General features: G+C 72.5%; 27 protein-coding genes. 15 read left to right on the plus strand and 12 right to left on the minus strand.

From position 1 onward, the window contains the following. Positions 1-114 precede the first annotated feature (114 nt). Positions 115-975 carry a dihydropteroate synthase gene (gene folP, locus ACWGE1_RS27485; protein ID WP_453423153.1) on the minus strand — a complete coding sequence of 287 codons (861 nt, stop codon included), beginning with the start codon at positions 973-975 and terminating at the stop codon, positions 115-117. A gap of 76 nt (positions 976-1051) precedes the next feature. On the opposite strand from folP, the gene ACWGE1_RS27490 reads away from it, so the two are divergent. Beyond that, positions 1052-1402 carry a DivIVA domain-containing protein gene (locus ACWGE1_RS27490; RefSeq protein WP_453423154.1) on the plus strand — a complete coding sequence of 117 codons (351 nt, stop codon included), beginning with the start codon at positions 1052-1054 and terminating at the stop codon, positions 1400-1402. After that, positions 1399-1977 carry a DNA-3-methyladenine glycosylase I gene (locus tag ACWGE1_RS27495; protein ID WP_453423155.1) on the plus strand — a complete coding sequence of 193 codons (579 nt, stop codon included), beginning with the start codon at positions 1399-1401 and terminating at the stop codon, positions 1975-1977. The genes ACWGE1_RS27490 and ACWGE1_RS27495 overlap by 4 nt, the downstream gene beginning before the upstream one ends. A 25-nt stretch (positions 1978-2002) precedes the next feature. Here the strand turns inward: ACWGE1_RS27495 and chcB are convergent, their stop codons facing one another. Then, on the minus strand, positions 2003-2806 hold the full coding sequence (gene chcB / locus ACWGE1_RS27500) for a 2-cyclohexenylcarbonyl CoA isomerase (protein ID WP_453423156.1): 804 nt from the start codon (positions 2804-2806) through the stop codon (positions 2003-2005). A 333-nt stretch (positions 2807-3139) separates the two neighbouring features. Here chcB and ACWGE1_RS27505 point away from each other — a divergent pair, with 333 nt between their 5' ends. Together ACWGE1_RS27505 and ACWGE1_RS27510 are read left to right on the plus strand one after the other, a co-directional pair. Continuing rightward, the gene (locus ACWGE1_RS27505) at positions 3140-3307 is read left to right on the plus strand and encodes a DUF3117 domain-containing protein (protein ID WP_003966491.1); all 168 of its coding nucleotides are present in this window, start codon (positions 3140-3142) and stop codon (positions 3305-3307) included. Positions 3308-3437: 130 nt separating this feature from the next. Beyond that, positions 3438-4055 carry a hypothetical protein gene (locus ACWGE1_RS27510; protein WP_453423157.1) on the plus strand — a complete coding sequence of 206 codons (618 nt, stop codon included), beginning with the start codon at positions 3438-3440 and terminating at the stop codon, positions 4053-4055. Between the two features lie 46 nt (positions 4056-4101). Here ACWGE1_RS27510 and ACWGE1_RS27515 read toward each other — a convergent pair whose 3' ends face one another. Next, positions 4102-4764 carry an O-methyltransferase gene (locus ACWGE1_RS27515; RefSeq protein WP_030385883.1) on the minus strand — a complete coding sequence of 221 codons (663 nt, stop codon included), beginning with the start codon at positions 4762-4764 and terminating at the stop codon, positions 4102-4104. 178 nt (positions 4765-4942) lie between these two features. On the opposite strand from ACWGE1_RS27515, the gene sigE reads away from it, so the two are divergent. From sigE to ACWGE1_RS27540, 5 genes are all read left to right on the plus strand, one after another. Continuing rightward, positions 4943-5722, plus strand: coding sequence for an RNA polymerase sigma factor SigE (sigE, locus tag ACWGE1_RS27520; RefSeq protein ID WP_453423158.1), 780 nt, complete (start codon positions 4943-4945; stop codon positions 5720-5722). Beyond that, entirely contained in the window at positions 5719-6372 is a 654-nt protein-coding gene (locus ACWGE1_RS27525; protein WP_453423159.1) for an anti-sigma factor family protein, read from the plus strand. The genes sigE and ACWGE1_RS27525 overlap by 4 nt, the downstream gene beginning before the upstream one ends. A 54-nt stretch (positions 6373-6426) precedes the next feature. Then, the gene (locus ACWGE1_RS27530; RefSeq protein ID WP_453423160.1) at positions 6427-7749 is read left to right on the plus strand and encodes a S1C family serine protease; all 1323 of its coding nucleotides are present in this window, start codon (positions 6427-6429) and stop codon (positions 7747-7749) included. Between the two features lie 118 nt (positions 7750-7867). Beyond that, positions 7868-8314: a sec-independent translocase gene (locus ACWGE1_RS27535; RefSeq protein ID WP_453423161.1), complete on the plus strand. Its 447-nt coding sequence runs from the start codon at positions 7868-7870 to the stop codon at positions 8312-8314. 139 nt (positions 8315-8453) lie between these two features. Further along, the gene (locus ACWGE1_RS27540) at positions 8454-9185 is read left to right on the plus strand and encodes a hypothetical protein (RefSeq protein WP_453423162.1); all 732 of its coding nucleotides are present in this window, start codon (positions 8454-8456) and stop codon (positions 9183-9185) included. Between the two features lie 109 nt (positions 9186-9294). Here the strand turns inward: ACWGE1_RS27540 and ACWGE1_RS27545 are convergent, their stop codons facing one another. From ACWGE1_RS27545 to ACWGE1_RS27555, 3 genes are all read right to left on the minus strand, one after another. Next, positions 9295-10410: an Mrp/NBP35 family ATP-binding protein gene (locus ACWGE1_RS27545; protein WP_453423172.1), complete on the minus strand. Its 1116-nt coding sequence runs from the start codon at positions 10408-10410 to the stop codon at positions 9295-9297. A gap of 87 nt (positions 10411-10497) precedes the next feature. Next, entirely contained in the window at positions 10498-11004 is a 507-nt protein-coding gene (locus tag ACWGE1_RS27550; protein ID WP_229875009.1) for a DUF1003 domain-containing protein, read from the minus strand. Between the two features lie 175 nt (positions 11005-11179). Continuing rightward, positions 11180-12451 carry a magnesium transporter MgtE N-terminal domain-containing protein gene (locus tag ACWGE1_RS27555; protein WP_189732747.1) on the minus strand — a complete coding sequence of 424 codons (1272 nt, stop codon included), beginning with the start codon at positions 12449-12451 and terminating at the stop codon, positions 11180-11182. Positions 12452-12638: 187 nt separating this feature from the next. Between ACWGE1_RS27555 and ACWGE1_RS27560 the strand changes: the two genes are divergently transcribed. Next, on the plus strand, positions 12639-13430 hold the full coding sequence (locus tag ACWGE1_RS27560) for a hypothetical protein (RefSeq protein WP_453423173.1): 792 nt from the start codon (positions 12639-12641) through the stop codon (positions 13428-13430). Between the two features lie 8 nt (positions 13431-13438). On the opposite strand, the gene ACWGE1_RS27565 is transcribed toward ACWGE1_RS27560, so the two are convergent. The 3 genes from ACWGE1_RS27565 to ACWGE1_RS27575 form a co-directional block, all read right to left on the minus strand. Continuing rightward, positions 13439-14419 carry a phosphotransferase family protein gene (locus tag ACWGE1_RS27565; protein ID WP_453423163.1) on the minus strand — a complete coding sequence of 327 codons (981 nt, stop codon included), beginning with the start codon at positions 14417-14419 and terminating at the stop codon, positions 13439-13441. Positions 14420-14657: 238 nt separating this feature from the next. Next, positions 14658-15170 (minus strand): hypothetical protein, encoded by a 513-nt coding sequence (locus ACWGE1_RS27570; protein WP_453423164.1) that lies wholly within the window; start codon positions 15168-15170, stop codon positions 14658-14660. 77 nt (positions 15171-15247) lie between these two features. After that, a complete protein-coding gene (locus ACWGE1_RS27575; protein WP_453423165.1) occupies positions 15248-16363 on the minus strand; it encodes a magnesium and cobalt transport protein CorA in 1116 nt (371 codons plus the stop codon). A 390-nt stretch (positions 16364-16753) separates the two neighbouring features. On the opposite strand from ACWGE1_RS27575, the gene ACWGE1_RS27580 reads away from it, so the two are divergent. The 4 genes from ACWGE1_RS27580 (at position 16754) to ACWGE1_RS27595 (ending at position 19655) form a co-directional block, all read left to right on the plus strand. After that, positions 16754-17338, plus strand: a complete 585-nt coding sequence (locus tag ACWGE1_RS27580) for a suppressor of fused domain protein (RefSeq protein WP_453423166.1) — start codon at positions 16754-16756, stop codon at positions 17336-17338. A gap of 60 nt (positions 17339-17398) precedes the next feature. Next, the gene (locus ACWGE1_RS27585) at positions 17399-18043 is read left to right on the plus strand and encodes a DUF6758 family protein (RefSeq protein ID WP_453423167.1); all 645 of its coding nucleotides are present in this window, start codon (positions 17399-17401) and stop codon (positions 18041-18043) included. Positions 18044-18110: 67 nt separating this feature from the next. After that, positions 18111-18974, plus strand: coding sequence for a PHP domain-containing protein (locus ACWGE1_RS27590; protein ID WP_453423168.1), 864 nt, complete (start codon positions 18111-18113; stop codon positions 18972-18974). Positions 18975-19049: 75 nt separating this feature from the next. Next, positions 19050-19655, plus strand: a complete 606-nt coding sequence (locus ACWGE1_RS27595) for a MarC family protein (protein WP_453423169.1) — start codon at positions 19050-19052, stop codon at positions 19653-19655. 71 nt (positions 19656-19726) lie between these two features. Here ACWGE1_RS27595 and ACWGE1_RS27600 read toward each other — a convergent pair whose 3' ends face one another. From ACWGE1_RS27600 to ACWGE1_RS27610, 3 genes are all read right to left on the minus strand, one after another. Continuing rightward, positions 19727-19879 (minus strand): hypothetical protein, encoded by a 153-nt coding sequence (locus ACWGE1_RS27600; RefSeq protein WP_167745535.1) that lies wholly within the window; start codon positions 19877-19879, stop codon positions 19727-19729. A 97-nt stretch (positions 19880-19976) separates the two neighbouring features. Then, on the minus strand, positions 19977-20834 hold the full coding sequence (locus ACWGE1_RS27605; protein WP_453423170.1) for an alpha/beta fold hydrolase: 858 nt from the start codon (positions 20832-20834) through the stop codon (positions 19977-19979). A gap of 109 nt (positions 20835-20943) precedes the next feature. Then, positions 20944-22887: a DEAD/DEAH box helicase gene (locus ACWGE1_RS27610; RefSeq protein WP_453423171.1), complete on the minus strand. Its 1944-nt coding sequence runs from the start codon at positions 22885-22887 to the stop codon at positions 20944-20946. A gap of 471 nt (positions 22888-23358) precedes the next feature. Between ACWGE1_RS27610 and ACWGE1_RS27615 the strand changes: the two genes are divergently transcribed. Then, the gene (locus tag ACWGE1_RS27615; RefSeq protein WP_314243720.1) at positions 23359-24117 is read left to right on the plus strand and encodes a ferritin-like fold-containing protein; all 759 of its coding nucleotides are present in this window, start codon (positions 23359-23361) and stop codon (positions 24115-24117) included. Positions 24118-24170 lie beyond the last annotated feature (53 nt).

The raw sequence follows: 24170 nt of genomic DNA on the forward strand, positions 1-24170 counted from the left end.
GTGGCCCTGGATGGAGCGGACCATGGCTCCTTCCCGACGCCGCTCTCGCGCGGCTCGGCGCCGGGGCGCCTCACCGGCTTCGGGCGGCTGCGCCGGCCTCCGGCCGTCGGGGCCTCAGGCCAGGCCGCGGCGGGCGACGGCCGGGGGGCGGTGGCCCTGGATGGAGCGGACCATGTCCAGGATCTGCCGGGTCTCCGCGACCTCGTGGACCCGGTAGACCTGCGCGCCCAGCCAGGCCGAGACGGCCGTCGTGGCCAGGGTGCCCAGCAGCCGCTCCTTGACCGGCTTGTCCAGGGTCTCGCCGACGAAGTCCTTGTTGGACAGGGAGACCAGGACCGGCCAGCCGGTCGCCGTCATCTCGTCCAGCCGGCGCGTGGCCTCGAGCGAGTGCCGGGTGTTCTTCCCGAAGTCGTGACCGGGGTCGATCATGATCGCGTCCCGGCGGACGCCCAGCGCCGCCGCCCGCTCCGCCAGCCCGACCGTCACGCGCAGGACGTCCTCCATGACGTCCTCGTACGCGATCCGGTGCGGCCGGGTGCGCGGTTCGACGCCGCCCGCGTGGGTGCAGACCAGGCCCGCGCCGTGGCGCGCGGCGACCTCGGCGAGCTTGGGGTCCACCCCGCCCCATGCGTCGTTGAGGACGTCGGCGCCGGCCTCGCACACCGCCTCGCCGACCTCGTGCCGCCAGGTGTCCACGCTGATCACCACGTCCGGGTGGCGGCGCCGGACCTCGGCCACGAAACCGACCGTGCGCCGTGCCTCCTCGGCCGCGTCCACGTGCTCGCCCGGGCCCGCCTTCACCCCGCCGATGTCGATGATCGCGGCGCCCTCGGCGATCGCGTGCTCGACCCGGTCCAGTGCAGGCTCGTCGCGGAACGTCGCGCCCTGGTCGTAGAAGGAGTCCGGCGTCCGGTTCACGATGGCCATGATCACCGGCTCGTGGGTGTCGAACTCGCGCCTGCCCAGTCGCAGCATCCTGCTCTTTCCTCCTTCGGCGGCCCTTGCGCCTCGCCTGCGACCTTAACCTGGTGGCCGGAGTCTCTCAGGGGAGTTGATCGTGTTCTTCTTCTTGATGATCGCGCTGGTCGTGGTCGTGGCAGCGGTCACCCTGGCGGTGATCGGCGGCGGCTCGGAGGCCGTCCTGCCGGAAGCGGAGCCGGACCGGGTGGCGGACGGTCTGCCGGAGACCCGGCCCGTCGTACGGGAGGACATCGACGCGCTGCGGCTGCCGGTCGCCCCGCGCGGCTACCGGATGGCCGAGGTGGACGACGTACTGGAGCGGCTCGCGGCCGAACTGGCCGAGCGGGACGCGCGGATCGCGCAACTGACGGCGGCAGCGGCGCCCGCAGTCCCGGTCGACGCGGCCGGGCACGTCGACCTCACCAAGGGCGGTGAGCGGTGAGCGGCCCGGTGGCGGGCGCGGACGGGCTGCTGCGCTGCCCGTGGGGGCTCTCCACGCCGGACTACGTCGCCTACCACGACACCGAGTGGGGCCGTCCGGTCCACGGCGACGACGCCCTCTACGAGCGATTGTGCCTGGAGGCCTTCCAATCGGGGCTGTCGTGGATCACGATCCTGCGCCGCCGGGAGGGGTTCCGCAAGGCATTCTCCGACTTCTCGATCGCGGCGGTCGCGGAGTTCGACGACCGCGACGCGGAGCGGCTGCTGGCCGACGAGGGGATCATCCGCAACCGGGCCAAGATCGAGGCGACCCTGGCCAACGCGAAGGTCCTCGCCGGGTGGGAGCCGGGCGAGCTGGACACCCTGATCTGGTCCCATGCTCCCGAGGAGCCGGGACCGGCCCCGCTGACGGTGACCGAGGTCCCGGCGGTCACGACGGAGTCCACCGCCCTCGCCAAGGCCCTGAAGAAGGCCGGCATCCGCTTCGTCGGCCCCACGACGGCCTACGCCCTGATGCAGGCCTGCGGCCTGGTCAACGACCACCTGGCCGACTGCGTCTCCCGCGACCCGGCCTGAGCCGGGCCGGATCGCGGGACCCCGGTCAGCGACCCAGGTACTTCGGCGGCTGCTTCGCGAGGAAGGCCTGGACGGCGATGGCGTGGTCCTCGGAGGCCCCGGCGCGGGTCTGGAGGGCGTCCTCGCGGGCCAGCGCGTCGGAGAGGGAGTGGGAGGCCCCGTAGGCCAGGGACTCCTTCAGCGCGGCGTACGCGACCGTCGGGCCGGCGGCCAGCGTGCGGGCCACGGCCTCCGCCTCGGCGTGCAGGGAGTCCGCGGGCACCAGGCGGTTGACGATGCCGAGCTCGTACGCCTCCTGCGCCTTGATCGAACGCGGGAAGAGCAGCAGGTCCGAGGCGCGGGAGGCGCCGATCAGACGGGGCAGGGTCCACGAGACCCCGGAGTCCGCGGTCAGGGCCACACCGGCGAACGAGGTGTTGAAGGAGGCGGTGTCGGCGACGACCCGGAAGTCCGCCGCCAGCGCGAATCCGAAGCCCGCTCCGGCCGCCACGCCGTTCACCCCGGCCACCACGGGCTTCGGCATCTCGGTGAGGGCCCGCACGATCGGGTTGTAGTGGTCGGCGACCGTGGTCATGGTCAGCGAGGTGCCGGTCTCGCGGTCCGAGGCGAGGTTCCCGATGTGCTCCTTGAGGTCCTGGCCCACGCAGAAGGCCCGGTTCCCCGCGGCGGTGAGCAGGACAGCCCGTACCGCGGTGTCCGCGGCCGCGGCCTGGACCGCGTCGCGCAGGGCGACCTTGGCCTCGGTGTTCATCGCGTTCATCGCGTCCGGGCGGTTGATCGTGATGGTTGCGAGTCCGTCGGTCACTTCGTAGAGCACGCTGTCGGCCATGGCAGGGGGTCCCCCTTCGTCGCGGGCTGGGCTACCGGTCGGTACTGTCCGGTGCAAGGGCCAGCATGGCGGACCGGACGTGGCACGCACATGTGATGTGCGTCAAAGAAAGCCGATGCCGCTTCCCGGGTGCGGCGGCGAAGTATCGCAGGCGGATCCCCGAAATGAGTGGTTTTGGTCGAGCGCGTTGCCCAAGCGTTCACGGGCGATGTTGGTCATCGGGTCCTGACATGCGGGATAATGGCTGGGAAGCAATGTGTTCGATGCCGGGTATTAGGCGCCTGAATGGGGCCGTCGGCTGACGATGAGCTGGTTTCAGGAAGGGGAACGAGCATGGCGGCCATGAAGCCGCGGACGGGCGACGGCCCGCTCGAGGTCACCAAGGAGGGGCGGGGCATCGTCATGCGCGTACCGCTCGAGGGCGGCGGTCGGCTTGTCGTCGAGCTGACCCCTGATGAGGCGGACGCCCTGGGTGACGCCCTGAAGAAGGTCGTCGGCTGACCCCCCGGGGACACTGACAGCACTTCCACCTTCTGCGTTTCTGCATTCTCTGCGCTGCCCCGACCGCGATCAGCGGCCGGGGCAGCGTTGTGTCGTGTTCGAGGACCTGCATCTCCCGGGGAGCCCCGCCGTGACCTTCACTCCGCCCGCGCCGCCCGCCTTCGCCGACTGCACTCCCCGCCAGAAGACGGCCCGCGTCCTCTCGGACGTACTGGCGCCGGCGAACCTGGTGGTCGCGCTGCTCCTGTTCGTCGGATGGCACAGCACCACCTCCTGGGCCGGGCTCGGCTGGGGCCTGCTCGCCGCCCTGTTCTGCGGGGTGGTCCCGATCGGGATCGTCGCCCTCGGCGTCCGGCGGGGCGCGCTGACCGACCAGCACATCCGGGTGCGGCGCCAGCGGGTCGTCCCGATGGCCCTGAGCCTGGTCTCCGTCGCCGCCGGGATCACCCTCCTGTACGTCCTGGGCGCCCCGCGGGCCGTGTCCGCGCTCGTCGTCGCGATGCTGGTGGGCCTCGTGTCGTCGCTGCTGGTCACGATCGTCTGGCAGATATCGATCCACATGTCGGTGGCGGGCGGCACCGTGATGATCCTGCTGCTCGTCCTCGGGCTCCAGGTGCTCCCCGCGGCCCTGATCGCGGCCGGCGCGGGCTGGTCCCGTCTGGTGCTGCGGGCGCACACCCCGGCCCAGCTCCTCGCCGGTACCGCACTGGGCGGCACGGCGGCGCTCACCTTCGCCCTCCTGGGCTGACGGGCGGGCCGCGGGCCCCGCGGGACCCGCCGCCGCGCCCGGGGGCTCAGCGGCGCACGGCGCAGAGCAGCCCGTCGCCCACCGGGAGCAGCGCGGCCTCCAGGGCCGGGCTCTCGCGGACACTGCGCAGCAGCTCGCGGACGCGCAGCACTTCCACCGGCTGGGCCGCGGAGTCGACCGTACGGCCGTCGGAGAAGACCCCCTCGAAGCACACCAGTCCGCCGGGGCGCAGCAGCCGCAACGATTCGGCGAGGTAGTCGAGGGACTCGGAGGGGTCCCCGTCGCAGAAGACGAGGTCGTACCCGCCGTCGGCGAGCCGGGGGAGCACGTCGAGGGCGCGGCCGGGGATGAAGCGGGCGCGGTTGCCCGCGAAGCCGGCGGCGCGGAAGGCCTGGCGGGCAAAAGCCTGCCGGTCCGCTTCGGGATCCACGGTGGTCAGCACCCCGTCGGGGCGCATTCCGTGCAGCAGGTGGATGCCGGAAACGCCGGTTCCGGTGCCGATCTCGGCGACCGCCTTGGCGTCCGCGGTGGCGGCCAGCAGGCGCAGCGCGGCCCCGGTACCGGGGGAGACGGACCGCAGTCCCGCTTCCCTGGACCGGTCGCGGGCCCATCGCAGAGCGTCGTCCTCGGCGACAAACGCGTCGGCGAACGCCCAGCTCGTCTGCCGGTTGCCGGTAATGACCCTCTCCTGTCCCCATAGTTGGCGCAACGGTGACTGTATCCGTTGACGTCGGGAACCCGCAGATGGGACCGGGCGTTGTGAGGGATGGAGGCGGGACGGGAACGGACGGTGCCGGGCGGATCGACGGCCGGGAGCGCTCCGGGGCCTAAGTCTCGCGTAAAGATACTGCAAAAACGCTTATCCGGAGCTGACAGAGGGGGTGGCTATGGTAGGGACTCCGCTGGACACCACCAGAGCCGACAGGGGAGGTGCGGCTGCGCCTGTGGATCGTGGGGGCGTGTTGAGACGCCTCTTCTGGTCGGCCGGTGAGCCGAAATCCGTGACCTACATTGCTGACCGCTTCCACACCGCAGACACCGCAACCACCGCGAGCTTTGCCGCCGATGCGGGCTCCCAGGCGTGGACCCCTCCTTCGTGGGAGGAGATCGTCAGCACGCACAGCGCGCGGGTCTACCGCCTTGCCTACCGTCTGACCGGCAACCAGCACGACGCGGAGGACCTGACCCAGGAGGTCTTCGTCCGCGTCTTCCGCTCGCTGTCCACCTACACGCCCGGCACGTTCGAGGGCTGGCTGCACCGCATCACCACCAACCTCTTCCTGGACATGGTCCGCCGCAAGCAGCGGATCCGTTTCGACGCGCTCGGCGACGACGCCGCCGACCGGCTGCCCAGCCGCGAGCCGTCCCCGCAGCAGGTGCTGCACGACACCCACTTCGACGCGGACGTGCAGCAGGCGCTCGACACCCTCGCCCCCGAGTTCCGCGCGGCCGTGGTGCTGTGCGACATCGAGGGCCTGTCGTACGAGGAGATCGCCGCGACCCTCGGCGTGAAGCTCGGCACGGTGCGCAGCCGTATCCACCGTGGCCGTTCGCACCTGCGCAAGGCACTCAAGCACCGGTCTCCCGAGGCCCGCGCCGAGCAGCGCGCGCTGGCGGGAGTGGCGATGGGCGCCCCCGGCGCCGCGGGAGAGGGCGGAGCCGAGTGAGCGAGGTCAGTCCGTCCCCCGCCGAGCAGCATCTGGGCGACCGGCTTGCCGCCCTCGTGGACGGGGAGCTGAAGCACGACGCGCGCGACCGTGTCCTGGCCCACCTGGCCACCTGTGCCAAGTGCAAGGCCGAGGCCGATGCCCAGCGACGTCTGAAGACCATGTTCGTGGAGAGCGCGCCGCCGCCGCTGTCCGCCGGGCTGCTGGCCCGGCTGCAGGGGCTGCCGGGCGGCGGGCTCGACGAGCCGTCCGGTCCCGTCGGTCCGCCGGGTTCCGGGGCCGACCCCTTCAGCGCGTTCGCGTACGGGCTGCCGGTCGCCGCCCGCCCCGAGCAGCAGGAGGGCTTCCGCATTCACGAAGTGGGCCGTCCGCGCCGCCGTTTCGCGTTCGTCGCCGCAGGGGCCGTCTCGCTGGCCGCCCTCGCGCTCGGCGGCGCCCTTCCGCTGGAGGCGGACCCGAACCTGCGGGGTGATTCCCCGGCCCCGGCCTCCAGGCCCGGCCCTGCCCTGCCCGTGACCGATGCGGGGGCCCGTGACCGCCTTCCCACCCCCGAGGCCGTCCCGAGCCTCCTGTCGGCCGTGGCGACCCCGCTGCCGCCGCTCCAGCCCTCCCCGCAGGTCCCGGCACGCCCGGTCTCCCTGCTGCGCTGAGCCGGTACCTGATTGAATCTGCGGCACATGCGCATAGGTAGGCGGGGAGCGCCCATGGCCGACAGGCAGCAGACCGATCCGGCTCCGCAGTGGTGGAGCCGGCCCGAGGGGACGGCCGGGGACGGGCGCCGCGAGGGCGTTCCCGCGCCGCGCCCCGAAGCCGGGGGCGGCGGGGGCCACGTACCGGAGCCGGCCGCGGACGAGCGGGCCGCGGACCGCACCGTGCGGTACGACCCCTGGTCCGTCCGGCCGCTGCAGGTCGTGGACCGGGGCCGGGAGCCGCGCGGGATCCGGCTGGGGCAGGTGGTGGCCCTCGGCGTCGGAACGGCCCTGCTCGCCGGCGGGATCGGCGGCTACGTCGGCGTGCTCGCCGAACGGCGCAGCAGCACCCGCCTGGAGCTGCCCCAGGCCGCCGCCGCCGACAAGGGCCGCGCACCCGAGAGCGTGGCCGGGATCGCGGCCACCGCACTGCCCGGGGTGGTGACCCTGCACGTACGCAGCGCCAAGGGCAGCGGCACGGGCACCGGCTTCGTCCTCGACCAGCAGGGCCACATCCTGACCAACAACCACGTGGTCGCCGACGCCAAGGAGATAGCGGTCACCTTCAGCACCGGCGAGAGCGTCACCGCCGAGCTGGTCGGCCGCGACTCCGGGTACGACCTGGCCGTGGTCAAGGTCGGCGGAGTGCGCGGCCTCCAGCCGCTGAGTCTGGGGAACTCCGAGAACGTGAAGGTCGGCGACCCGGTGGTGGCCATCGGCGCGCCCTTCGACCTCTCGAACACCGTCACCGCCGGCATCATCAGCGCCACCGGCCGGCCCGTCACCGCGGGCGGCGACAAGGGCGACGGCAGCGACATCAGCTACGTCGACGCGCTCCAGACCGATGCCCCCATCAACCCGGGGAACTCCGGCGGCCCGCTCCTCGACGCCAGGGCCCACGTGGTCGGCATCAACAGCGCGATCCGCGGGGCCGACAAGGACGACCCCACCCGGCAGGGCGGCTCCATCGGGCTCGGTTTCGCCATCCCCATCAACCAGGGCAAGCGCGTCGCCGAGGAGCTCATCCGCACCGGCCGCGCCACGCACCCCGTCATCGGGGTCACACTCGACATGGACTACACGGGTGACGGAGCCCGGGTCGGGGACAAGGGCGAGGACGGCAAGCCGTCCGTGGTCGCCGACGGACCGGGCGCGCGCGCCGGGATCAGGGCCGGGGACGTGATCACCAAGGTGGACGGCCAGCGGGTACGCGGCGGTGACGAGCTGATCGTCAAGATCCGGGCCCACCGTCCGGGCGACCCGCTGACCCTCACCGTGCTCCGCGACGGCCGCGAAAGCACACTGAAGGTGGTCCTCGGATCGGCGAACGGATCATGAGCACGGCATGACGGCCGGGTGAAACCGCCGCGGACCCGGCACGCAGGTATGGGCCGGTGGACAATGCCGGGTACCGTGTGTCAGGGCCCGAAGTGACAGAGAGCCGAGGAGCGGCAAGGTGTTCAACGACATAGGCGCACTCGAACTCGTCACGATCGTGGTGCTCGGCATTCTCGTCTTCGGCCCGGAGAAGCTGCCCAAGGTCATTCAGGACGTCACCGGCTTCATCCGGAAGATCCGTGAGTTCTCGGACAGTGCGAAGCACGACATTCGCTCCGAACTCGGCCCGGAATTCAAGGATTTCGAGTTCGAGGACCTGAATCCGAAGACCTTCATCCGCAAGCAGCTGACCGAGAACGAGGACCTCAAGGAGATCCGCAGCAGCTTCGATCTCCGCAAGGAGCTCACCGACGTCTCCGACGCCGTGAAGAGCAGCGCGGCCGACGACGCCCCGGCCGCCGCCTCCTCCTCCGCCACGCCCGCCGTGACCGGCCCGGACCTGCTCAAGAAGCCCGCCGCCCCCGCCCCGGACCAGCGCTCTCGCTTCGACGCCGACGCCACCTGACGCGCGGCCTGCCCGGCGATCCGCGGTCGGATGGCTATCCTCCATCTGTCCGGATCGCAGGACGCCCGAGGGAGGGGGTCCCCCCAGCACAGCGAGGGGGAGGGCCGTTCCGGACCCCACGGAACGAGAGGCCGCCCAGATGGAGACGACGAGCAGCAGCCGGGTAGGGGCGCAGACCGCGGAGGCCCCCGCCCCCGCCGCCGCACCCGCCCAGGAGCCGGATACCGGCCCGCACGGCGATACACACCCACAGGAGGCCCCTGCGCCCGTACCGGCGGCCCGCCGGACGGCCGAGGGGTTCCTGGCCGCGGACTTCCCCTGGTACGGGCTGGACGGGGCCTTCACCGGCCCCCGCTGGCTCATGCAGGTCGGTACCGCCGCCGACGGCACCGTGGAGCACGGCTCCACCGGCCACGGCGACGAGCCCTCCGCCCGGGGCGAGATCGCGACCGGCGAGAAGGAGCGCTTTGCGGTGGTCATCACCGTGGCGAGCAACCCGCTGCGGCGCAGCGGCGACGGCACCGGCGTCCTGGAGGCCACCTCGGTCGCCTCGGCGGCCTGGCTGGCCGGCTCCGGACTGCTGGCGTACAGCTGGCCGGGCCAGATGGACCACTCGCTGCGCGACGACTGGCTGGACCAGCAGACCGAGGCCGCCTGGGAGCTGGCGGACGACCTGGCCGGTGAGGACTGGTCCACTCTGTCGCTGCCGGTGGACGGGGAGCCGACGCCCTTCCACTACCGCGAGTCGGAATTCGGGTGGGTGCTGGCCGGGTCCACCGGCAGCGGGGTCCACCTGGGTGCGTACGGCCGCGGGATGAGCGCGTACGGACTGGGGTTCTCCGCGATCGAGGACCTCGGCTCGTACGAGTGACGGGTCGCGCGTAACGCGCAGCGGACGACCGGGAGCAGGCCGGTCACGGGGACCGGTACGCGCAAGGGCGCCGCTCGGCGAGCGGCGCCCTTGCGCGTGGTACGGACCGTCAGAACTTGTTGCGCGGGGTGATGCCCAGGGACATGCCCGACAGGCCGCGCGCGCGGCCGCCCAGCTTGCCCGCGATCGAGCGCAGGGCCGCGCCGGCGGGGGAGTCGGGGTCGGACAGGACGACGGGCTTGCCCTCGTCGCCGCCCTCGCGCAGCCGGACGTCGATCGGGATCGAGCCCAGCACGGGCACCGTCGCGCCGACCGTCTTGGTCAGGCCGTCGGCGACCTTCTGGCCGCCGCCCGAGCCGAAGACGTCCACCATCTCGTCGCAGTGCGGGCAGGGCAGGCCCGACATGTTCTCGACGACACCGACGATCTTCTGGTGCGTCTGCACGGCGATCGAGCCTGCCCGCTCCGCGACCTCGGCCGCAGCCTGCTGCGGGGTGGTGACGACCAGGATCTCGGCGTTCGGCACCAGCTGGGCCACGGAGATCGCGATGTCACCCGTACCCGGCGGCAGGTCCAGCAGCAGCACGTCCAGGTCGCCCCAGAACACGTCGGCCAGGAACTGCTGGAGGGCCCGGTGCAGCATGGGACCGCGCCACACCACCGGCGCGTTGCCCGGGGTGAACATGCCGATGGAGATGACCTTCACACCGTGCGCCGACGGCGGCATGATCATGTTCTCGACCTGGGTCGGGCGCCCGTCCACACCCAGCATGCGCGGCACGCTGTGGCCGTAGATGTCCGCGTCGACCACGCCGACCTTCAGGCCGTCCGCCGCCATCGCCGCGGCCAGGTTCACCGTGACGGAGGACTTGCCGACGCCGCCCTTGCCGGACGCGACCGCGTACACGCGGGTCAGCGAGCCGGGCTTGGCGAAGGGCACCTCGCGCTCGGCGGTGCCGCCGCGCAGCGTGGCCGCCAGGTCCTTGCGCTGCTCGTCGCTCATCACGTCGAGGGTGACGGCGACGGAGGTGACGCCGGGGACCTTCTCGACGGCCTCGGTGACGTTCTTCGTGATGGTCTCGCGCATGGGACAGCCCGACACCGTGAGGTAGACCGTGACGGCGACCGCGCCGCCGTCACCGATCTCCACCGATTTGACCATGCCGAGCTCGGTGATCGGCCGGTGGATCTCGGGGTCGTTCACCGTCGCCAGCGCGTCCAGGATCGCGTCCTGCTCAGGCACGGCGGCGGAGCTTGTGTCGGTAGCCATGCACCGATGGTACGGCTCGGTAGCAGGCCGCAGGAAAGCCCGTCAGCGGTCGCCTTCATCACGTTCCGCGGGGAATAGACGCCGCTCGTCCATCTCCTTGATCAGGTCCTGGAACTCAGACCTGATCCAGTCACGCGTGGCGACCTCGCCCAGACCCATCCGCAGAGCGGCGATCTCCCGGGTCAGGTACTCGGTGTCGGCGATGGACCGCTCGTTCTGCTTGCGGTCCTGCTCGTGGGTGACCCGGTCGCGGTCGTCCTGCCGGTTCTGCGCGAGCAGGATCAGCGGAGCCGCGTAGGAGGCCTGGAGCGACAGCATCAGCGTCAGGAAGATGAACGGGTAGGGGTCGAACCGCAGGTCGTCCGGCGCGAAGATGTTCCACAGCACCCAGACGATGATGACCAGGGTCATCCAGACGATGAACCGGCCGGTGCCCAGGAACCGCGCCACCCGCTCCGACAGCCGCCCGAAGGCCTCCGGGTCGTACTCGGGCAGCAGCGACCGGCGCGGCGCGCGCGGCAGGTCCAGGCGCACCCGCGAGCGCGTCAGCGCGCTCGACCCGGTGCCCGACGGCTTCGCCGAGCGCTCGCCGGAACGTTCCGCCGCTTCCGCCGCCAGCCCGTGCTCGCGGGCCTGCGTCCGCGCCTGCTCGCGCCGCTCCCGGATCTGCTCGCGGCGCCGCTCGCGCGCCTGCTCGCCCCGCCCCCGGTCGAAGCGTCCTCGTTCAGCGGCCACCTACGGCCTCCTCGGAATGGAAGTCCGTCTCCCGCCAGTCGTCCGGCAGCAGGTGGTCCAGCACGTCGTCCACGGTCACCGCGCCCAGCAGCGAGCCGCTCTCGTCGACCACCGGCACCGCCACCATGTTGTAGGCGGCGAGGTGCGTGGTGACCGCGGGCAGCGACGCGTTCGGCCGCAGCGGCGGCAGGTCCGTGTCCACGATGGAGCTGACCAGCGTGAACGGCGGATCGCGCAGCAGCCGCTGGAAGTGCACCGTGCCCAGGTACTTGCCCGTCGGCGTCTCGTCCGGCGGCCGGCACACGTACACCTGCGCCGCCAGCGCCGGCGACAGGTCCGCCTGCCGTACGCGGGCCAGCGCGTCCGCGACCGTCGCGTCCGGCCGCAGCACGATCGGCTCGGTGGTCATCAGACCGCCCGCGGTGTTCTCCTCGTACGACAGCAGGCGGCGCACGTCGGCCGCGTCGTCCGGCTGCATCAGCGTCAGCAGCCGCTCCTTGTCGTCCTCCGGCAGCTCGGAGAGCAGGTCGGCCGCGTCGTCCGGGTCCATCGCCTCCAGGACGTCGGCGGCGCGCTCCTCCTTCAGCTTGCCGAGGATCTCCACCTGCTCGTCCTCGGGCAGCTCCTCCAGCACGTCCGCGAGCCGGTCGTCGTCGAGGGCGTTGGCCACCTCGGCGCGCCGCTTCGGCGTCAGGTGGTGCAGCACGTTCGCCACGTCGGCCGGGCGCATCTGCTCGAAGGTGGCGACCAGGTTCTCGGCGCCCTGGCCGTGCTCCTCCAGCGAGAAGCCCGTGACCGCCGACCACTCCACCGTCAGCGCCTCGCCGCGCCGGCGCAGCGCCCCCGACTTGCCCTTCCGTACGAAAATCCGGTCGATCTCCCAGTCCCGGCGGGCCGGCAGCTGCTGGATGGCCACGTCCAGGACGGTGACCTCCTCGCCGCTCGCGACGAGCGTCACCCGCCGGTCCAGCAGCTCGCCGAGGACGAGGCGTTCGGTCGGGCGCTGCTCGAACCGCCGCATGTTCACGACACCGGTGGTGATGACCTGCCCGGACTCCACACCCGTGACCCGGGTCATCGGCAGGAAGATCCGCCGCCGGCTGACGACCTCGACCACCAGACCCAGCAGCCGCGGCGGGCGCCCGCCGACCCGGAGCATCGCCACGAGGTCGCGGACCCGGCCGACCTGGTCGCCGTTGGGATCGAAGACGGGCACACCCGACAGATGCGAGACGAAGATCCGCGGGGCGCCTGCAGCCATCCGAGCGCCTCCTAGTGCGTCGATCAAGAGTCGTGCCGCCCCTCAGGCTAGCCCGTGCCGCGCGAAAGCGTCCTGGTGGGGCGGTCCGCCCGGGCGCCCCTGAACACCGGGGCGCGGTCGCGGGGCGCGAGGTACGGGCGGGTACGCTGCCTGCTGCTTGCAGACGACCGACGAGAGGCACCCGCCCGTGACCGCCTACTTCCCTGCCGCGCGGCTGCGCCGGGCCGCCTTCATCGGTGTGCTGTGCGCGGGTCTCGCCGTCACCGGTACGGGCTGCGGGGAGGACCCCGACGAGGGCACGAACGGTGTCGGCAAGCTCTCCGCGGACAAGATCGAGGCCAAGGCGAAGGCGGCCGCGACGGAGGCAGAATCGGTGCACCTGTCCGGCACGCTGGTGAGCGGGGGCAAGTCCTTCACGCTCGACATGCGGCTGAAGGCGGACGGCGGCTCGGGCGAGGTGAAGTCGAACGACGACACCTTCCAGCTGCTGCGCGTGGGGGAGCAGCTGTACCTGAAGGCGAGCGCGGCGTTCTGGGGCCAGTCCGACTCGGCCGGCAAGCTCGGCGACAAGTTCGTGAAGGTGCCCGAGGGCGACCCCTCGTACAAGCAGTTCCGTGGCTTCACCGACATGGACGTGCTGCTGGACGGGCTGCTCGGGCTGGAGGGCAAGCTCGCCAAGGGCTCCTACACCAAGGTCGGACACACCCGCGCGGTCCAGGTCACGGCCAACGAGGGCAAGGGCGGCAAGCTCTCGGTCTCCCTGGAGGGGACCCCGTACCCGCTGCTGATGGAGCGGGCGGGCGGCGCCGGCCGGGTGGAGCTCGCGGAGTGGGGCAAGACGTTCCCGCTGGAGGCGCCGGCGCAGGACCAGACGGTCGACTACGGGTCCCAGCTGCCGACGACCAAGGACCAGGGCGGCGGATCCGCCCCGGCTCCCTCCAAGAGCTCCGGCCAGGGCGCGAACCCGACCAAGCCGTAACCCGTCGGCTAGGACCAGCCGGTCCGGTGGCGCAGCCAGGCGAGGGCGGCCTCGCCCTGGGCGCGCTGGAACGCCCGCAGGGTCGGCAGGCCCGGCGGCGCGGGCTTGAGGGACTGGTGCACGAAGTAGCCGGCGACGGCCGTCAGCGTCGTGGTGACGTCCTGCGCGGGCGCTCCCCGGCCCTCCAGGTACGCGTCGATCAGCTCGACGGCGCCCGGTCCGCCGCTCTGCATGATCACGCTCGGGGCCATCCCGACCACGTCGAACCACGCCGCGCCGACCGCGGCCCACGGCCAGTCGACGAGCACGACCCGGTCGCCGGTCAGCAGCACGTTGTCGGCGCGCAGGTCGCCGTGGGTCAGCGCGGTGCCCGCCGAGGCCCGCAGCCAGCCCTCCTCCCGCTCGGCGAGGCGTCCCAGATGGCGTACGGCCCACGGATCCAGCTCCGGGACCGTGCCCGCCTGCGAGGCGGCGGCCAGTCGGCGCCATCCCGCGAACTGCTGCCCGAACCGGTCGCCGAGGGTCGGGGCGTGGATCGGAGCGGGGTCGAGCAGCGTCGCCAGCTCGGCGGCCGCCGCGAGGACGCGGCGCAGCTCGGCCGGCTGCCACGGCTGCGCGGGCACGCGCCCGTCGATGTCCTCGAAGGCCAGCACCACCCACCCGTCCACGTCCCAGGAACCGAGCAGTGCCGGCGCGGGAGCGGCCGGCGGCAGTGCCGCCGCGATGCGCGCCTCGGCCCGGTGGATGCCGGGGGTGTCCGGATTGGGCTCGGGGCCCGCGGCCTTCAGGAAGACCCGGCGCCCGTCGGTGAGCCGCACGCGGGCCGCGACCCCCGGCGAGAAGCCGCCCGCCTGGGTGGCCGCGCTCTCCACGCGGGCCCCGAGCCCTTCCTCGACGAGGCTGCGCACGTCGTCGGGAACGGCCCACCACTCCTTGCGCACGCCCGTCGCGGGCGGTGGCGTCGACCCGGCGTCCGCGCTTGTCTCCATGCCCCCAGGGAACACGCCGACCCGCGGCGAGGACAACGGGGTTTCGGGACGGGGACCCCGAACCCGACGGGGACGCCGACACGGACGCGACCGTCCAGGCGGACAGGATCCTCGAGGACGGCATCAACCCGCCCGAAGGGGACAGCAGCCCCGGCGGGGAGTGACGGCGGCGGCGCCGCCTTGCGCGCCACGGCACCGGACGCCGCTCCCTCATCCGGCCCGACCGACAGGACACCCCCTAACCGCGGGCGGCCTTCCTGCGCTTGAGGAGGAGCTTCGGGAGCCCCGCCGGGATGGCGCGGCGGGTGACGGCCGGGGAACCCAGCGGGGCCGCGGCCAGGGAGCCTGCCGGGAGGGCGGACACCGACTCCGGCTCCAGCCGCAGCAGCCGGCACTCCCGCGCCCACCGCTCCGTCATCTCCTCCGAGTCGGGCGCGTTCAGCCGCTTGCCCTTGAGCTCGGCGACCGCCGCCGCCCACTCCTCGCCGCGCGGCGGGAGCTCCCGTACCGTCGCCGTCCAGGCCACCAGCCGGCCGCCCTTGTCCTTGCTCCGCACGGTCACCTCGGCGGTCGCGCCGTCCGCCAGCCCGGGGAACGGCTGCTCTCCGGGCCCGTCGCCCAGCACATGGGCCGCGCCCTCCACCCAGGCGTGCCACAGGGCGCGGTCGGCCCCGCCGCCGCGCACCCAGATCAGGCCGGACTTCTTGGTGGCCTCCTCGACGAGGGCCAGATCGAGCGTGCTGAGAGTCATAGCCGACAGCGTAGGGGGTCTCTCCCGGCGCGCGAGCGGGCGTCCCGGCCGGCGAGACCCGGGCGCGCGCGCCCGGCTCAGAGCCAGCCGTTGCGGCGCAGCGCGCGGTGGATGGTGAAACAGGAGGCGGCGATCGCGGCCATCACCATCGGATAGCCGTAGCGCCAGTGGAGTTCCGGCATGTGCTCGAAGTTCATCCCGTACACCCCGCAGATCATCGTCGGCACGGCGATGATCGCCGCCCAGGAAGTGATCTTGCGCATGTCCTCGTTCTGGGCGACGGTCGCCTGCGCGAGGTTGGCCTGGAGGATCGAGTTCAGCAGTTCGTCGAAGCCCACCACCTGCTCGTGCACCCGCGCCAGGTGGTCGGCCACGTCCCGGAAGTACTTCTGGATGTCGGGGTCCACCAGCCGCATCGGCCGTTCGCTCAACAGCTCCATCGGCCGCAGCAGGGGCGAGACCGCCCGCTTGAACTCCAGTACCTCGCGCTTGAGCTGGTAGATGCGGCCCGCGTCGCCGCCGCGCGCGCTGCCCTTGGCGGGGGCGGCGAAGACCTCGCTCTCCACCTCGTCGATGTCGTCCTGCACCGCCGCCGCGACCGCGATGTACCCGTCGACGACGTGGTCGGCGATGGAGTGCAGGACCGACGAGGGCCCCTTGGCGAGGAGGTCCGGGTCGTCCTGCAGGCGGTGGCGCAGCCCCTTGAGGGAACCCTGTCCGCCGTGCCGGACGGTGATGACGAAGTCGGGGCCGGTGAAACACATCACCTCGCCGGTCTCCACCACCTCGCTGGTGGCGGTCAGTTCGGCGTGGTCGACGTAGTGGATCGTCTTGAAGACGGTGAAGAGGGTGTCGTCGTAGCGCTCCAGCTTGGGCCGCTGGTGCGCGTGCACCGCGTCCTCCACGGCCAGCGGGTGCAGACCGAAGGTGGCGGCGATCCCCGCGAACTCGGCCTCCGTCGGCTCGTGCAGGCCGATCCAGGCGAAACCACCGTCCTCGCGGACCCGGCGGATCGCCTCACGGGGCGTCAGACACGCCGGGCCCAGCATCCGCCGCCCGTCGCGGTACACGGCGCAGTCGACCACCGCGCTGCTCGCCGACGGGTCGCGGGTGGTGTCGTATCCGGGCTGTACGGGAGTGGCCCTGCGCAGGGACGGGCGTACGGCCGCACGCAGGTAGGGCAGCATCGACATGGCAGGCTCCTTCGCGCGCACGGCTGCGGACCGTACGGGTGGGAGACCCTCCACCGCGGGCGGGCAGGCCCAGGCAGGGGGGAGGGAACAGGACGGGAGGACAACGTTCTGCCGTCGCTCTTCTACTGATCGCCGGATCAGTGGATCGAGCAGATCAAAGGGGGCGGGATGCGCCCGTCACAGAAGTGGAAGAGCGATTGGTACTGCACGATCGACTTCGGTCCACCGCAGCCCCACCTCCTCCGGCCGGTCCCCCGTGAGGGACGTCCTGTCGCCGGGGCGCTGAAACACCGCTTCTGCGTGCGGCCCCGAACAACTGTCAACACTATCAGCCGACGGATGGTCAAGACCCGCCCTTTACCCGGCTGATACGAGTTCTATGCTCGCTTCATGGCAGAAATTCTGGCTCTCGTGGAGGCCCGGCTGCGCACGGCGTTCGGTGAACCCGACGCACGCGCCGCCGTCACCTTCCTGGGCACCGACCGCATCGAGGTACTCCGTTTCGCCGAGGGCGACCTCGTGCGGTACGCGACCCTCGGGATGTCCGCGCACCCGATGACCGATCCGACCGCCGTGGTCGCCGACCCCGTACGGGGCCCGCGCGCCGAGCTGGTGCTGACCGTACGGGGAGGGCTGGCGGCCACCGACAAACTGCTGCGCCCGCTGGCGGTGCTGGCCGCGTCCCCCCAGGTCGAGGGGCTGATCGTGGCCCCAGGGGCCTCGCTGGACGTCGGGGAGCCGCTCTGGGACGGGGCCTCCTTCAGCTCCGTCCTCGTCGCGGAACCGGGCGGTCTGGTCGAGGACCTGGAGCTCGACGAGCCCATGGACCCGGTCCGCTTCCTCCCCCTGCTGCCGATGACGGCGAACGAGGCGGCCTGGAAGCGCGTGCACGGAGCGGCCGCCCTCCAGGAGCGCTGGCTCGCGCGCGGGACGGACCTGCGGGACCCTTTGCGCAGTGCTGTCGCACTGGACTGACAGCCCGGACGGGTGAGCGTGCCTTGACTGGCGGCCGGGCGGGGAGGAGCGTGGCTTCTTATGAGGGGTGAACCAAGTTGCCCGAAGTGCGGTGGCCGGGTCAGGGCGCCCGGACTCTTCTCCGACTCCTGGCAGTGCGCGGTGCACGGCGCTGTCCACCCCCTGCAACCCGTCATCCCGCCGAGCGTCGAAGGCCTGAACGTGATGGTGCACCGGGCCCGGGTGCCGGTGTGGATGCCGTGGCCGCTGCCGGTGGGGTGGCTGTTCACGGGGGTGGCTTCCGCCGGTGACGACCGCAGCGGCGGCCGGGCGACCGCGGTGGCCTGCTCCGGCCCCGGTCCGCTGGGCGGCATCGGCGAGTTGCTGCTGATCGCGGAGGAGCTGGGCGTGGGCCTCGGTGCGCGGTACGCGGGCATCGACGGACTCGACCCCGGCTCGTCCATCAACGTGTCGGCGCCGCCCCACGCCAAGGTGGTCGCGGCGGGCCGCCCGACACCGCTGTGGCACGTGGGCGGCGGCCCCGACGACCGGGCCGTCTTCGCCGGCGAGGCACGCGGCCTGTGGCTCTGGGCGATCGTCTGGCCGGAGCAGTCCGGCCTCCTGATGTACGACGAGCTCGTCCTCACCGACCTGCGCGACGCGGGGGCCGAGGTCGAGCTCGTTCCGTGCGGGGCCCTGAGTCCCCGCATCCTGGGCCCTGCCTGAGCGGGGTCCCGGGCCCGGTTATCCTGGAGTGTCCCCCGTTCGTACGTACGACCCATGGAGCCAGGCTGTGCGCATCGACCTGCACGCCCACTCCACGGCCTCGGACGGTACGGACACCCCCGCCGAGCTCGTGCGCAATGCCGCGGGCGCGGGGCTGGACGTGGTGGCGCTGACCGACCACGACACCGTGCGCGGATACGGCGAGGCCCTCGCGGCCCTTCCCGCCGGACTGACGCTCGTGACCGGGGCCGAGCTGTCCTGCCGCCTCGACGGGGTCGGCGTGCACATGCTCGCGTACCTCTTCGACCCGCAGGAGCCCGAGTTCGCCCGTGAGCGGGAGCTCGTCCGCGACGACCGCACTCCGCGCGCCCATGCCATGGTCGGCAAGCTGCAGGCCCTCGGCGTCGACGTCACCTGGGAGCAGGTGGCCCGGATCGCCGGTGACGGCTCGGTCGGGCGGCCGCACATCGCCACCGCCCTCGTCGAGCTGGGCGTCGTGCCCACCGTCTCGGACGCCTTCACGCCCGACTGGCTGGCCGACGGCGGCCGTGCGTACGCCGAGAAGCACGAGCTCGACCCCTTCGAGGCCGTACGCCTGGTCAAGGCGGCGGGCGGGGTCACCGTCTTCGCGCACCCCGCCGCCGTCAAGCGCGGCCAGTGCGTCCCCGAGTCCGCGATAGCGGAGCTCGCGGCCGCCGGCCTGGACGGCATCGAGGTGGACCACATGGACCACGACGGCGACACCCGCGCGCGACTGCGCGGCCTGGCGGCGGAGCTCGGCCTGCTGACCACCGGGTCCAGCGACTACCACGGCAGCCGCAAGACCTGCCGCCTCGGGGAGTACACGACCGACCCCGAGATCTACGGCGAGATCACGCGCCGCGCGACCGGGGCCTTCCCCGTGCCGGGCGCAGGCGGACGCGAGCGCTGACCGGCCCCATCCGGCCCGCTCCACCCGTCCCACACCCTTTCTTCGCGACACCCCTCTCTCCTGCAAGGCATCTCTGTGTTTGATTTCGCCGTCTTCGGATCCCTTTTTCTCACCCTTTTTGTGATTATGGACCCCCCGGGGATCACGCCGATCTTCCTCGCCCTGACCTCCGGCCGCCCCGTCAAGGTGCAGCGCCGCATGGCCTGGCAGGCCGTCTGCGTGGCCTTCGGCGTCATCGCGATCTTCGGCCTCTGCGGTCAGCAGATCCTGGACTACCTGCACGTCTCCGTCCCGGCGCTGATGATCGCCGGTGGTCTGCTGCTCCTGCTCATCGCCCTCGACCTGCTCACCGGCAAGAACGACGAGCCGAAGCAGACCAAGGACGTGAACGTCGCCCTGGTCCCGCTGGGCATGCCGCTGCTGGCCGGGCCCGGTGCGATCGTGTCCGTCATCCTGGCCGTGCAGAAGGCGGACGGCGCCGCCGGGCTGGTCTCGGTCTGGGCCGCGATCGTGGCCATGCACGTCGTGCTGTGGATCACCATGCGCTACTCGCTGGTGATCATCCGGGTCATCAAGGACGGCGGCGTCGTCCTCGTCACCCGGCTCGCCGGCATGATGCTCTCGGCGATCGCCGTCCAGCAGATCATCAACGGCGTGCTCCAGGTCGTCCAGGGAGCCTGACGCCCCGGCCGGTCATGCGAACGCCCCCGCACCGGATCCGGTGCGGGGGCGCGAACGTTCGGTGCGATGCGTCAGCAGGACGCACTCTCGGCCGGTCGGATCAGAATGCGCTGGCCGACGGCTGCGGCCTGCTGCACGATCCGGTTGACGGAGGCCGCGTCGACGACGGTGCTGTCCACGGCGGACCCGTCGACGTCGTCCAGGCGCAGAATCTCGAAGCGCACGGGGCTTCTCCCTTCGTCAGTGTTTCTCCTTGCACTGGGTCAACGAAGTGTAAGCCGCAATCATTCCCTACGCTAAGGAAATTTTTTCACTGTCTAACTACACCCCGGCGCAGGAGTCCCAGAACGCGGCCAGCTCGCGGGCCGTCGTGGCCGGATCCTCGGCGTTCGGGGAGTGGTCCGTCCCCGGCACGATCACCCGCCGCGCGCCCAGGCGCCGGGCCGTCTCGTCCAGCAGCGGCACCGGCCAGGCCTGGTCGGTGGCCCCGGACAGGACCAGCTTCGGCAGGTCGACCCGGCTCAGCTCCTCCACCCGGTCGGGCTCGGAGATCAGCGTCCGGCCGGTGACGATCAGCTGCTCGGGGACCGTGGCCAGCCAGCGCTCGCGCAGGAAGTGCGCGAGCTCGGGGGAGTCCGCCGCCGCGTCCTCGGGATCGTGGGCCCGCATCGCCGCCCAGATTCCGGCCATGTCGTCGCCCATCGCCTCCAGTGCGGCGACCAGCAGCTTCGTCCGCGCCTGCTGCTCCTCGGAGATCGCGGCCGGCCCGCTGCTCATCAGGGTGAGCGAGGCGAAGGGCGAGGGATCGCGCAGCACGGCGGCGCGCGAGATCAGCCCGCCCAGCGAGTGGCCGACCAGGTGAACGCGGTCCCCGCCCAGCGCGCCGACCTGCGCGGACACGTCCCGAGCCAGCTCCTCCAGGGCGTACGGGGCCTCCTCGCGCGGGCCCGGCGTCCGGTACTGACCACGCCCGTCCACGGCCACGACCCGGTACCCGGCGGCGGCCAGCGGCTCCAGGAGACCGATGAAGTCCTCCTTGCTGCCCGTGAAGCCGGGAACCAGCAGGGCGGTGCCCCGCAGGGGCTCACCGGCCTCGTGCACGGCGAAGGGGCCGCGGTCGGTGGCGAGGAGGTACGCGCGGGCGGCGGCGGGCAGGGAAAGGCGCGGCGGCTTGCTCATGGGCCCGAGGTTACCGGCCCGTACGGGCGTCGGCACGGCCCGGGCACGCCGATGGCCCCGGCCCCCCGGCAGGGGGATCGGGGCCATCGGCCTGCGTGCTGCGTGAGGCCTACGCCTCGGGCGCGGCCGCGACCTTGCGGGTGCGGGTGCGCTTCGGCTTGGCCGGGGCCTCCTCGGCCGCGGCGACGGCCTCGGCGGCGACCGGAGCGGCCTCCGCGACCTTGCGGGTGCGGGTGCGCTTCGGCTTGACCGGAGCCTCTTCCGCCACCGCGACGGCCTCGGCGGCGACCGGAGCGGCCTCCGCGACCTTGCGGGTACGGGTCCGCTTCGGCTTGACCGGAGCCTCCTCGGCGGGAGCCTCGGCGACCGGGGTCACCGCGGCGACCGGAGCCGCGGCGGCGGCCGGGGCCGACCTGCGGGTGGTGCGCCGGGCCCTGACGGGCTCGACCAGCGGGGCCATCTGGAAGTCCGGCTCCGGCTCGGTCGGGGCGACCTTGCGGGTACGGACGCGCTTCGGCCTGGCCGGAGCCTCCTCGGCGACCGGGGTCACCTCGGCGGCCGGGGCGGCGGCCGGGGCCGGAGCCTCGACGGCCGGCGCGGCCACGGCGGTCTGGGCCGGCACCGCACCCACACGGGTGCGGCGGCGGCGCGGCCTGCGCGGCTCGTCGGCGGCCGGGGCCGCGGGGGCCTCGGGAGCCTGGGCCGGGGTCACCGCTGCGGGGGCCTCGGCGCCCTCGGCGAGCTCGGTCCCGCCCCGCGTACGGCGGCGCTGACGCGGCGTACGGGTACGGGCCGGGCGCTCCTCGGTCACCACGGCGGCGGCCGCCGGACCGGAGCGGCCGCCACGGCCACCGCGGCCGCCGGTCTCGCCCAGGTCCTCGAGGTTCTCGGCCTTCAGGCCGGCCCGCGTGCGCTCGGCGCGCGGCAGGATGCCCTTGGTGCCGGCCGGGATGTTCAGCTGCTCGAACAGGTGCGGCGACGTGGAGTACGTCTCGACCGGGTCGTGGAAGTCCAGCTCCAGCGCCTTGTTGATCAGCTGCCAGCGCGGGATGTCGTCCCAGTCGACCAGGGTGACGGCGATGCCCTTGTTGCCCGCGCGGCCGGTGCGGCCGACGCGGTGCAGGAAGGTCTTCTCGTCCTCCGGCGTCTGGTAATTGATGACGTGGGTCACACCCTCGACATCGATGCCGCGCGCGGCGACGTCGGTGCACACCAGCACGTCGACCTTGCCGTTGCGGAACGCGCGCAGGGCCTGCTCGCGCGCACCCTGGCCCAGGTCGCCGTGGACGGCGCCGGACGCGAAGCCGCGCTTCTCCAGCTGCTCGGCGATGTCGGCCGCCGTGCGCTTGGTACGGCAGAAGATCATGGCCAGGCCGCGGCCCTCGGCCTGCAGGATGCGGGAGACGAGCTCCGGCTTGTCCATGTTGTGCGCACGGAAGACGTGCTGCGTGATGTTGGCGACGGTCGCGCCCTCGCCGTCCTCGGAGACGGCGCGGATGTGGGTCGGCTGCGTCATGTACCGGCGGGCCAGGCCGATGACCGCACCCGGCATGGTCGCCGAGAACAGCATCGTCTGACGCTTCGCGGGCAGGTACGCCATGATCTTCTCGACGTCGGGCAGGAAGCCCAGGTCGAGCATCTCGTCGGCCTCGTCCAGGACGAGCGCCTTGACGTGCGAGAGGTCGAGCTTCTTCTGCCCGGCCAGGTCGAGCAGGCGGCCCGGGGTGCCGACGATCACGTCGACGCCCTTCTTGAGCGCCTCGACCTGGGGCTCGTACGCGCGACCGCCGTATATGGCGAGGACGCGGACGTTGCGGACCTTGCCCGCGGTCAGGAGGTCGTTCGTCACCTGGGTGCACAGCTCGCGGGTCGGAACCACCACGAGGGCCTGCGGAGCGTCGGTCAGCTGCGCGGGCGTCGCCCGGCCGGCCTCGACGTCCGCGGGGACGACGACCCGCTCCAGCAGGGGAAGGCCGAAACCGAGCGTCTTGCCGGTTCCGGTCTTGGCCTGGCCGATGACGTCCGTGCCGGAAAGGGCGACGGGGAGGGTCATCTCCTGGATCGGGAAGGGGGACACGATGCCGACGGCCTCAAGGGCCTCGGCCGTCTCGGGAAAGATCCCGAGGTCTCGGAACGTAGTCAGGGTGCTGCCTCTTCTGTGAGACGCGGCGCGAGGCGGCGAGGGGGGTCGTACCGTGCCGTGCTTGCAGTACTGCTACGTACGAAGCTGCGCGGGACCACTAGCCTTCGCTCAGGCGCATCTGCCGCTGAGGGGGCCCCTCGTGGGAGGCGGTACATATGAACGTACGCACCACACCGAGGGCGGTCGGTTGGAGCCGATCGGGCCACCGACCGGGCATCCTCATTCGGATGGCCCGCCGAGTATTCGGCAGGCGCATTACCACTGTACCCCGGAATCGCGCAGGTGTGTCGGGTGAATTCACCGGGTAGACGCGTTCAGCTGGACAGGCAAGGAACCGGCGTGGTGACTTGGAGGGCCATTCGGCGGGCTATTGTGCGGAGCATGTCGACCGTAGAAAACGCCTCGCCCGCCGACGACAGCGCCCCCACCGGAGCCGTGGGCATCGCCTCCCAGGACTGGGCCGCCGCCTCTGCCTCGCCGCAGTACCGGGCCGCCGTGGTGGACCTGCTCGGCGCGCTCGCGTACGGAGAGCTCGCGGCCTTCGAGCGCCTCGCGGAGGACGCGAAGCTCGCGCCCACCCTGGACGACAAGGCCGAGCTCGCCGCGATGGCCTCCGCCGAGTTCCACCACTTCGAGCGGCTGCGGGACCGTCTCGCGGCGATCGAGGTCGAGCCCACCGCCGCCATGGAGCCCTTCGCGAAGGGCGTCGACGACTTCCACCGCCAGACCGCGCCGTCGGACTGGCTGGAGGGCCTGGTCAAGGCCTACGTCGGTGACTCCATCGCCAGTGACTTCTACCGCGAGGTCGCCTCCCACCTGGACACCGACACCCGCGCGCTCGTGCTCGGCGTGCTCGACGACACCGGCCACGGCAACTTCGCCGTCGAGAAGGTCCGCGCGGCGATCGAGGCGGACCCGCGCTGCGGCGGCCGGCTCGCGCTGTGGGCCCGCCGGCTGATGGGCGAGGCCCTCTCGCAGGCCCAGCGCGTGGTCGCCGAGCGCGACGCGCTCTCGACCATGCTGGTCGGCGGCGTCGACGGGATGGCGGCGGGCTTCGACCTGGCGGCCGTCGGCGAGATGTTCACCCGGATCACCAAGGCGCACACCAAGCGGATGGCGGCCCTGGGCCTCGCCGCCTGACCGGACGGCAGCCGCAGGCTGCGGACCACGTACGCCGGCCCCGGCGCGCACAT

It is taken from the genome of Streptomyces sp. NPDC054932, assembly GCF_053610205.1.

Bases quoted from the DNA above. Each gene is read 5' to 3' on its own strand.
- folP (WP_453423153.1), bottom strand. From the start codon at position 975: ATGCTGCGACTGGGCAGGCGCGAGTTCGACACCCACGAGCCGGTGATC.
- chcB (WP_453423156.1), bottom strand. From the start codon at position 2,806: ATGGCCGACAGCGTGCTCTACGAAGTGACCGACGGACTCGCAACCATC.
- ACWGE1_RS27505 (WP_003966491.1), top strand. From the start codon at position 3,140: ATGGCGGCCATGAAGCCGCGGACGGGCGACGGCCCGCTCGAGGTCACC.
- sigE (WP_453423158.1), top strand. From the start codon at position 4,943: ATGGTAGGGACTCCGCTGGACACCACCAGAGCCGACAGGGGAGGTGCG.
- ACWGE1_RS27530 (WP_453423160.1), top strand. From the start codon at position 6,427: ATGGCCGACAGGCAGCAGACCGATCCGGCTCCGCAGTGGTGGAGCCGG.
- ACWGE1_RS27540 (WP_453423162.1), top strand. From the start codon at position 8,454: ATGGAGACGACGAGCAGCAGCCGGGTAGGGGCGCAGACCGCGGAGGCC.
- ACWGE1_RS27555 (WP_189732747.1), bottom strand. From the start codon at position 12,451: ATGGCTGCAGGCGCCCCGCGGATCTTCGTCTCGCATCTGTCGGGTGTG.
- ACWGE1_RS27565 (WP_453423163.1), bottom strand. From the start codon at position 14,419: ATGGAGACAAGCGCGGACGCCGGGTCGACGCCACCGCCCGCGACGGGC.
- ACWGE1_RS27570 (WP_453423164.1), bottom strand. From the start codon at position 15,170: ATGACTCTCAGCACGCTCGATCTGGCCCTCGTCGAGGAGGCCACCAAG.
- ACWGE1_RS27575 (WP_453423165.1), bottom strand. From the start codon at position 16,363: ATGTCGATGCTGCCCTACCTGCGTGCGGCCGTACGCCCGTCCCTGCGC.
- ACWGE1_RS27580 (WP_453423166.1), top strand. From the start codon at position 16,754: ATGGCAGAAATTCTGGCTCTCGTGGAGGCCCGGCTGCGCACGGCGTTC.
- ACWGE1_RS27585 (WP_453423167.1), top strand. From the start codon at position 17,399: ATGAGGGGTGAACCAAGTTGCCCGAAGTGCGGTGGCCGGGTCAGGGCG.
- ACWGE1_RS27605 (WP_453423170.1), bottom strand. From the start codon at position 20,834: ATGAGCAAGCCGCCGCGCCTTTCCCTGCCCGCCGCCGCCCGCGCGTAC.
- ACWGE1_RS27610 (WP_453423171.1), bottom strand. From the start codon at position 22,887: ATGACCCTCCCCGTCGCCCTTTCCGGCACGGACGTCATCGGCCAGGCC.
- ACWGE1_RS27615 (WP_314243720.1), top strand. From the start codon at position 23,359: ATGTCGACCGTAGAAAACGCCTCGCCCGCCGACGACAGCGCCCCCACC.